The following is a 6994-nucleotide window of genomic DNA, read 5'->3' on the forward strand; positions in this document are numbered from 1 at the left end:
CGGCAACGCACTGCAGCACCCGGAACACGCCGCCGATGTGCACCAGCGGCGAGTTAACGATCGCGACGCCGTCTCGCAGCCGCGTCGGCGCCGGGGAGTCTTCCGGGTCTCGGCCCATCACGCTGCGTGCCAGCACGTCGTAGCTGAGGTCGATTCGTTTGGGCGGCCCTGTCGTTCCGCTCGTCAGCATCCGCACCGCGACGCCGGACCGCGCGGCGGATCCCTCGGTGTCGCAAGCCAACCCACGGGCGTCGACGGACGAACCCGTGATCGCCAACGTCGCGGTGCCCGGCGGGACCAGCGTGGCCAGGTCGTCGGGTTCGCCGATGATCAGCTGCAGCCGCAGCGCGGCGATGTCCGCCCTGGTGCGGTCGTCACCGCGAGATGGGTTGATGGTGACCACGGTTCCGCCGCCCAGCAGCACCCCGAGGAAGGCCGCGACGTGACCGGGCCGGTTGCGCAGCAGCATGCCAACGCCCGCCGGGTCGGCGGCCAGGGATGCGACCCGCCGGGCCGTGTCGCCCACCTCCCGCCACGAGATCCATTGACTCGCATACTCGATCGCGTGCGAGTCGGGCTCCAGATCGAGCACGTCGGCGACGCGCCGGCTGAGCGGGTGCATCAGCGGGTCTTCGATTCGCGCGTGGCGACCTCACCTTGCTGGGCCAATTCCGCGGCGCCGAGCGGGTTGCCCAGACGGGTGTAGATGAGCCCCTGCTCCATGGCGGCGCGGTAGGGCCGGTCCAGCGATTCCCAGATCGCTTTCACCGTGCCCTGGGTAGCCGACGGCGGCTTGGCGGCGATGGTCGCGGCGATCTCGTGGGCGCGCTCCCACAAGGTTTCGGGGGAGACCACTTCGGAAACCAAGCCGATGCGCAGGGCGGTGTCGGCCCCGACCCGCTCGTCGTTGCCCATCAGCGCCATGCGCAAGGTCTCGCCCAGGCCGATGCGCCGCATCAGGCCGATCGGTTCCAGCGCGCATACCAGGCCCGCGGAGACGTGTGAGTCGAAAAACGTTGCGTCGTCTGAGCAGATGACGACGTCGGACTCGTTGATGAAATAGAACGCGCCCGCGGTGCACATGCCCTGCACGGCACAGACCACGGGTTTCCACATCTTCTGCCACTTCGGGCTGAGCGCCTCGCCCGGATCCTCGTGGTTCCACACGTTTTCCGGTTGGCCGTACGGCGTCTTGATATCCAGCCCGGCGCTGAACGCCCGACTGCCGGCCGCCCGCAGCACCACCGCGTGCACCGAATCGTCGAGCTTGACGGTCCGCCAGGCCCGGGCCATCTCCTCACACATGCTGCGGTTGAACGCGTTTAGCTGCTCGGGCCGATTTAAAGTGATGGTGGCCACATGGTCGTCCGCGTCGACCTCGAGCAGGATGGTTTCGAAGCTCATCGGCATTGCCAATTCGGTTTCCGCTTTTCGATGAAGGCCTTCGGGCCCTCTTGCGCATCCTCCGTTCGCAACACCCGCTCGCGGAAGGTCTCGGCCAGTATCTCGGCCTCGTGCAGCGGCACACTGAGGCCCTTGAGGATAGCCAGACGGGTTCCCCGCACGGCCAGGGGCGCGTTGGAGTTGACGATGTCGGCGATCTCGTAGGCCCGGTCCAGCAGACGGTCGTGCTCGACGATTTCGCTGATCAACCCCAGTTCGTACGCCCGTTGCGCGCTCATCCGCTCGTGCTTGCCCATCAAAGCCATTCGTAGGGCGATCGAGCGGGGCAACACTCTGGATACCCGCACCAATTCGCGCCCGGCGACCAGCCCGATGCTGACGTGTGGATCGAAAAAGGCTGCCTGCTCGGATGCGATGACGATGTCTGTCGTGGTGACCCAGTCCATGCCGGCGCCACAGCACAGTCCGTTGACGGCGGTCAACACCGGCTTGGCCATGGTGCGAAACGGCGGTGTGCCCTCCTGCGGCGCCTCCCACTGGTCATACGTGGACAGGTACGGCCGCTCGTAGATCACCTTGCCGTCCTCGGGAATCTCTTTGACGTCGGCCCCGGTGCAAAACGCGCGGCCGGTGCCGGTGACGATGAGCAGCCACACCTTGTCGTCGTTCTCGGCCTCGTCGTAGGCGGCGCGAAGTTCGGTGATCATGTGCGGGCTCAGCGCGTTGAGCGCCTCCGGGCGGTTCAGTGTGATCGTGGCCGTATGCCCGTCGACGTGGTAATTGATGGTGTCGAACGAGTCAGTAGGCATCCGTGCTCCCTCATCTGCCCCGGAACTCGGGCGCGCGCCGTTGCCGAAACGCCTCCAGTCCCTCTTTGAAATCGCCTGTGCGGCAGGAGAGTTCCAGATTGAACAGCTCCTGCGTCATGGATTGGCTCAGCGTGGCGTGCTGACCGAAGTTCAGGGCCTGCTTGGCCAGACCGATCGCCGCCGTCGGCCCGGACGCCAGCCGCTCCAGCAGTTGCTCGGCGGTGTCGTCGAGTTCGGGCCCGCTCACCGCCTGGTGGATCAGCCCCCAGTCGGCCGCGTCCGTCGCGTTCACCTTCTCGCCCAGCAGCAGCATGCGCCGGGCCCGCGCCAGACCGACCAGTCGGGGCAGCAGCCAGGTGGACCCCGAGTCCGGGCTGAAGCCGCGGTCCACGAACGGTTCCCAGAACACCGCATCGCCGGCGGCGACGGTGAAGTCGGCGGCCAGCGCGAGGTTGCAGCCGAACCCCACCGCCCAGCCCCGCACGCTGCAAACCACCGGCAACTGCACGGTCGCGACGAGTTCGATCACTCGGTGCGCGGCGTGGGGGATCCGCCGCACCAGATCGCCCGCGCGCGGGCGGTGGCCGCCCGGATCGTTGGCGGCCATCCAGTCGGCACCCGCGCAGAAGTCGTCCCCCGCGCCACGGATGTGAATGACGCGCAACGAGTCGTCGGCGGCGGCATCGGTCAGCGCATCGACCAACTCGCCGATCATCAAGTGGGTCAACGCGTTACGCCGGGCCGGGCGATTCAGGGTGACCCGCAGGACCGCGCCCTCCCGGCACGCCGTGACCGATCCTTCGGCCTCGGTCGCGTCGGCCCCGTGACTCACCGTCTACCCGGCCTTTCTCCGCCGATACGGTTACCCATACAGTAGGCAATACGATTGATACGAGGTATAAGTTAGCAAGGAAACCCAAACGACGGAACAAAGCGGGGCCGAAACCCGTGGAAAAGGCAAGCATGGCCGAGGGCACAACCGCTTCGCCGCATGCCCGCGACGCCAAATTCGGCGAGGCGCCCCTCGCGCAGACGGTCGCGGCGGCCGGCGCCATGCGGCGCCTGAGCTCGCTGCTGCTGTCCCTCGAGCACGCGCACCCCGCGGTGGACGCCATGCTCGCCAAGTTCGCCGAGTGGGAAGTCGAATTGACCGCCGCGGCTCCGACCGACAGTACACCGCGAATCGGCGAGGTCGCGAACGACCCCCGGCGCGTCTACCTCAACCACGCCACCGACATCGGCGCCTACAACCCGTGCTTTCCCGAATACCGATTCGATCGGCTCGACGCCGAGAAGGCCGGCGGCGTGGTGTGCTTCCCGCTGGTCTACGAGGGGCCGCCGGGGCTCGTGCACGGCGGCTTCCTCGGCGTCTTCTTCGACAGCGTGATCCAGCACCACAATTGCGTCAGCGGGCTTTCCGGCAAGACCCGGTCCCTGCTCATCACATTCCGCCGGCCCACGCCCGTGCTGACCGACCTGTGCTTCGACATCGTGCGGTCGCAAGTGGAACGGGGCATCGCCTCGACGGCGCGGCTGCTGCTGGACGACGAAGTGCTGTGTCAAGGCGAGGTCAACACGTTGGCGTCGCGGCCGGAAAACCTGACCGGATTCAAGTTCGGCAGGCGGCGAAAGGAGTCCGACAGATGAGCGCCTCCAGCGTTTCGGACGATCGTGTGCTCTTCGACGTCGACCCCGAGCGGCGCATCGCGACGATCACGCTGAACAACCCCACGCAACGCAACTCCTATGACGCCGCGATGCGTGAGGCCGTCGCCCGCTGCCTCGACCGCGTGGCCGAAGACGACGACCTCACGGTGGTGCTCCTGCGCGGAGCCGAGGGGGTCTTTTCCACCGGCGCCGACATGAACAACGCGTACGGCTGGTACGGGGACAAGGCCAAGGTGTCCGATGACGCGGCGGCCAAGCGTCGACCCAGTCAGCGGCGGCGACTCACCGTGGACCGCAAGTCTTTTGGCTTCTATCACAACTTCATGGGCTTTCCGAAGGTGACGGTGGGGGAGATAGCCGGCTACGCGCTCGGCGGTGGCTTCGAGATGGCGTTGATGACCGACATCTCCGTCATTGCACGCGACACGAAGATCGGCATGCCGGCGGCCCGCTTCCTCGGCCCGGCCCTCGGCAGCCTGCACATGTTCTTCCACCGGTTGGGGCCGGTGCTGGCCCGGCGGCTGCTGTTGACCGGCGACATCATCGAGGCCCGCGAGGTCGAGCACCTCGGAATCTTCACCGACACTTGCGATTCCGCCGCGGTCACGGCGCGGGCTCGCTATTGGGCGGAAAAGGCGGCGAAGATGCCCGCCGACGGGGTCGTCGTCGCCAAGGAAGCGTTCCGCCTCGTCGAGCAGAGCCAGGTGTACCAGGGCGAGGAAGTCGCGAGCTACCTGTTTCACGCCTACGGCACCAATTTGCAATTCGCGCCGGGCGAGTTCAACTTCGTCAAAACGCGCGCACAGCACGGCGCGAAGGAAGCCTTCCGGCTACGCGACGAGCATTTCCACGTGCCCGAGCCGGAAGAACAGTAACCGCGCGACCTTCTGAATTCACTTCTGCCACACCCAAATGGGCGCACGCTTTGCAGCTAATGGAGTTGTCGCTGTGAGGCGGGCACAAATCATGTCGCCTCCGGCGGAGATACGTGTGGCAGATGTGACTTAGCGGCAGTTACCGCGCCGCGGTTGCCTTGGTCCGCCCCCGCTGGACGGGCGACTTGGTCGCCTTGCGTTGCCGCGACGGCGCCGGCTTCCCGCCCTTTTCGATCAGTCTGGCGGCGTGGTCGAGGATGCAGTCCAGGCCGAACTCGAAATTGGTTTCGTCGGGCGCCCCGATGCGGTGTCCCTGACCGGTCACCTGGGCGATCAGCGGCGTGGTGGCCGGATCGATGGCCACGGCGTCCTCGATGGCGCGCGGCCCGCTGTCCGGCGTCTGATTCTTCTCGTACAGCCGGTGCAGCACCACCGAACCGCGGACGTGAACCGAAACCGCGGAGTAGGTGTCGAAGGCATCCTCGGGGGATAGGCCGGCCTCCACCAGGTTGGCGATCGCGCGCTCCATCTCCTGGGCGCCCAGCCGCGCCGCCTTCGGGCTGAGGGCCGCGCGAATCAGGATCAGGTCGCACAGAATCGGGTTGCCCATGAACGTCTTACGCATCAGGCGCGCGTGGTTGCGCAGCGTGTCGCGCCAGTCGCTGGCCTCGACGTAGGGGGTGGCGAACACGTACTTGCTCAGGGCGCGGTCGGTCATCGCGTTGAGCAGATCGTCCTTCTTGCGGAAGTACCAGTAGATGCTCGTGACGCCCACGCCGAGGTGTTTGCCGAGCAGTGGCATGCTGAGGTTGTCGATCGACACCTGCTCCGCGAGTTCGAATGCGCCGCTGATGATGTCGTCGGGATTGATGGACCCGCGTTCGCGTCGTTGACGCTTATCAGCGGTTGCCTGCTTTGCCACTCCGGGCACCTCCATCACGATCTAGCCGTGCCACCGGTACACTGGAATCTACCGGTGGTTCCTCCCTGACCTGCGCATACACGGGCGTGTTGTCGAGTTTTCCGTCTGCTACTGTAATACCTATCGTAGGCTTTTTGGTAAAACGGCTGGACATATGGATCTAGGGCTGGCGAATGCCACCGCGGTGGTCGTCGGGGGAAGTCGCGGCATGGGTTTGGCCACGGCCCGCTGCCTCGCCGACGACGGTGCCCGGGTCGCGGTGGTCGGCCGCAGCCGCGAAGCGCTCGATTCCGCGGTGACGGAATTGACCGGGCGCGGGAGCCCTGATGCGCTCGGTCTCGTCGCCGACGTCGGTGACGCCGGTGCGGTCGACAAGGTGTTCGCCGAACTGGCCGAGCGGTGGGACGGCGAACTCAACGTGCTGATCAACACCGTTGGGCCCGGCGCGGCAGGCAGTTTCGAGGCGCTGAGCGACGACCAGTGGCACCAGGCCGTCGAAGAGGGCGTCATGGGCATGGTGCGCTGCGTGCGTTCCGCGCTGCCGCTGCTGCGCAAGGCGCCATGGGCGCGGATCGTCAACTTCTCGGCGCACTCGACCCAGCGACAAAGCGTGATGCTGCCCGCCTACACGGCGGCCAAGTCGATGCTGACCAGCGTCTCGAAGAACCTCTCGCTGCTGTTGGCCAAGGACGAGATTCTGGTCAACGTGGTGTCGCCCGGCAGCATCGCCTCCGAGTCGCTGGTCGGCTGGGCGAAGTCCGTCGGCGTCGACGGCAACGACCCCTATGCGCTGATGGACGCCATCGCCAAGCATTTCGGGCATCCGGCGCAGATGCCCCGCGCCGGCCTGCCCGAGGAGATCGGGCCGGTCGCCGCCTTCCTCGCGTCACGGCGCAACTCCTACATGACCGGGGCGGATATCAACGTCGACGGTGGTTCGGACTTCACCTGACCCGAAATCCTTTGGCCGACAGAAGGAGTGAACAGTGGCGACGGCTGGCGAGGCGCGTGTGTGGGCGCGAGGTGCGTTGCGGGGAATCGGCGACTCCCTCTACACGCCGTTCAGCGGCACCGACGGTGATGACATCGACTGGGACGCCTACCGGACGTTGGTCCGCTACTGCGTCGGCGACCTCGGTCACCCGATGTTGTGGTGCACCAGCGGGATCGCCGAGTTCTGGTCACTGACCATCGACGAGCGCAAGCGGTTGTTGGAGGTGGCGATCGAGGAGGCGCGCGGCCTGAATCCCCACGTCGTCGTGCAGGCCTGCACCGCGGCGACGTCGGCCAAGGACTGTCTGGAACTGACCCGGCAT

General features: G+C 66.6%; 8 protein-coding genes and 1 pseudogene. 4 read left to right on the top strand and 5 right to left on the bottom strand.

Annotated features, from left to right (window positions below):
• From JO059_RS03440 to JO059_RS03455, 4 genes are all read right to left on the bottom strand, one after another.
• A partial coding sequence (locus tag JO059_RS03440) for an AMP-binding protein (RefSeq protein WP_293314718.1) occupies positions 1-622 on the bottom strand: 622 nt, incomplete at its 3' end.
• The gene (locus JO059_RS03445; RefSeq protein WP_293314719.1) at positions 622-1410 is read right to left on the bottom strand and encodes an enoyl-CoA hydratase/isomerase family protein; all 789 of its coding nucleotides are present in this window, start codon (positions 1408-1410) and stop codon (positions 622-624) included. The genes JO059_RS03440 and JO059_RS03445, both read right to left, overlap by 1 nt.
• Positions 1401-2213: an enoyl-CoA hydratase/isomerase family protein gene (locus tag JO059_RS03450; RefSeq protein WP_293314720.1), complete on the bottom strand. Its 813-nt coding sequence runs from the start codon at positions 2211-2213 to the stop codon at positions 1401-1403. Before JO059_RS03450 ends, JO059_RS03445 begins: the two co-directional genes overlap by 10 nt.
• 10 nt (positions 2214-2223) lie before the next feature.
• Positions 2224-3045 (bottom strand): enoyl-CoA hydratase-related protein, encoded by an 822-nt coding sequence (locus JO059_RS03455; RefSeq protein ID WP_293314721.1) that lies wholly within the window; start codon positions 3043-3045, stop codon positions 2224-2226.
• A 131-nt stretch (positions 3046-3176) separates the two neighbouring features.
• On the opposite strand from JO059_RS03455, the gene JO059_RS03460 reads away from it, so the two are divergent.
• Positions 3177-3860 carry a hypothetical protein gene (locus JO059_RS03460; protein ID WP_293314722.1) on the top strand — a complete coding sequence of 228 codons (684 nt, stop codon included), beginning with the start codon at positions 3177-3179 and terminating at the stop codon, positions 3858-3860.
• Positions 3857-4756, top strand: coding sequence for an enoyl-CoA hydratase/isomerase family protein (locus tag JO059_RS03465; protein WP_293314723.1), 900 nt, complete (start codon positions 3857-3859; stop codon positions 4754-4756). The genes JO059_RS03460 and JO059_RS03465 overlap by 4 nt, the downstream gene beginning before the upstream one ends.
• 139 nt (positions 4757-4895) lie before the next feature.
• Here the strand turns inward: JO059_RS03465 and JO059_RS03470 are convergent, their stop codons facing one another.
• Complete coding sequence (locus tag JO059_RS03470) at positions 4896-5693, bottom strand: TetR family transcriptional regulator (protein WP_293314724.1); 798 nt, start codon at positions 5691-5693, stop codon at positions 4896-4898.
• A gap of 139 nt (positions 5694-5832) precedes the next feature.
• Between JO059_RS03470 and JO059_RS03475 the strand changes: the two genes are divergently transcribed.
• A complete protein-coding gene (locus tag JO059_RS03475) occupies positions 5833-6630 on the top strand; it encodes an SDR family oxidoreductase (protein ID WP_293314725.1) in 798 nt (265 codons plus the stop codon).
• A gap of 34 nt (positions 6631-6664) precedes the next feature.
• Positions 6665-6994: pseudogene (locus tag JO059_RS03480) on the top strand (dihydrodipicolinate synthase family protein); the annotation flags it as partial.

The sequence above is a fragment of the Mycobacterium sp. genome (genome assembly GCF_019247615.1).
GTDB lineage: Bacteria > Actinomycetota > Actinomycetes > Mycobacteriales > Mycobacteriaceae > Mycobacterium.

Bases quoted from the DNA above. Each gene is read 5' to 3' on its own strand.
- JO059_RS03470 (WP_293314724.1), bottom strand. From the start codon at position 5,693: ATGGAGGTGCCCGGAGTGGCAAAGCAGGCAACCGCTGATAAGCGTCAA.
- JO059_RS03450 (WP_293314720.1), bottom strand. From the start codon at position 2,213: ATGCCTACTGACTCGTTCGACACCATCAATTACCACGTCGACGGGCAT.
- JO059_RS03445 (WP_293314719.1), bottom strand. From the start codon at position 1,410: ATGCCGATGAGCTTCGAAACCATCCTGCTCGAGGTCGACGCGGACGAC.
- JO059_RS03460 (WP_293314722.1), top strand. From the start codon at position 3,177: ATGGCCGAGGGCACAACCGCTTCGCCGCATGCCCGCGACGCCAAATTC.
- JO059_RS03475 (WP_293314725.1), top strand. From the start codon at position 5,833: ATGGATCTAGGGCTGGCGAATGCCACCGCGGTGGTCGTCGGGGGAAGT.
- JO059_RS03465 (WP_293314723.1), top strand. From the start codon at position 3,857: ATGAGCGCCTCCAGCGTTTCGGACGATCGTGTGCTCTTCGACGTCGAC.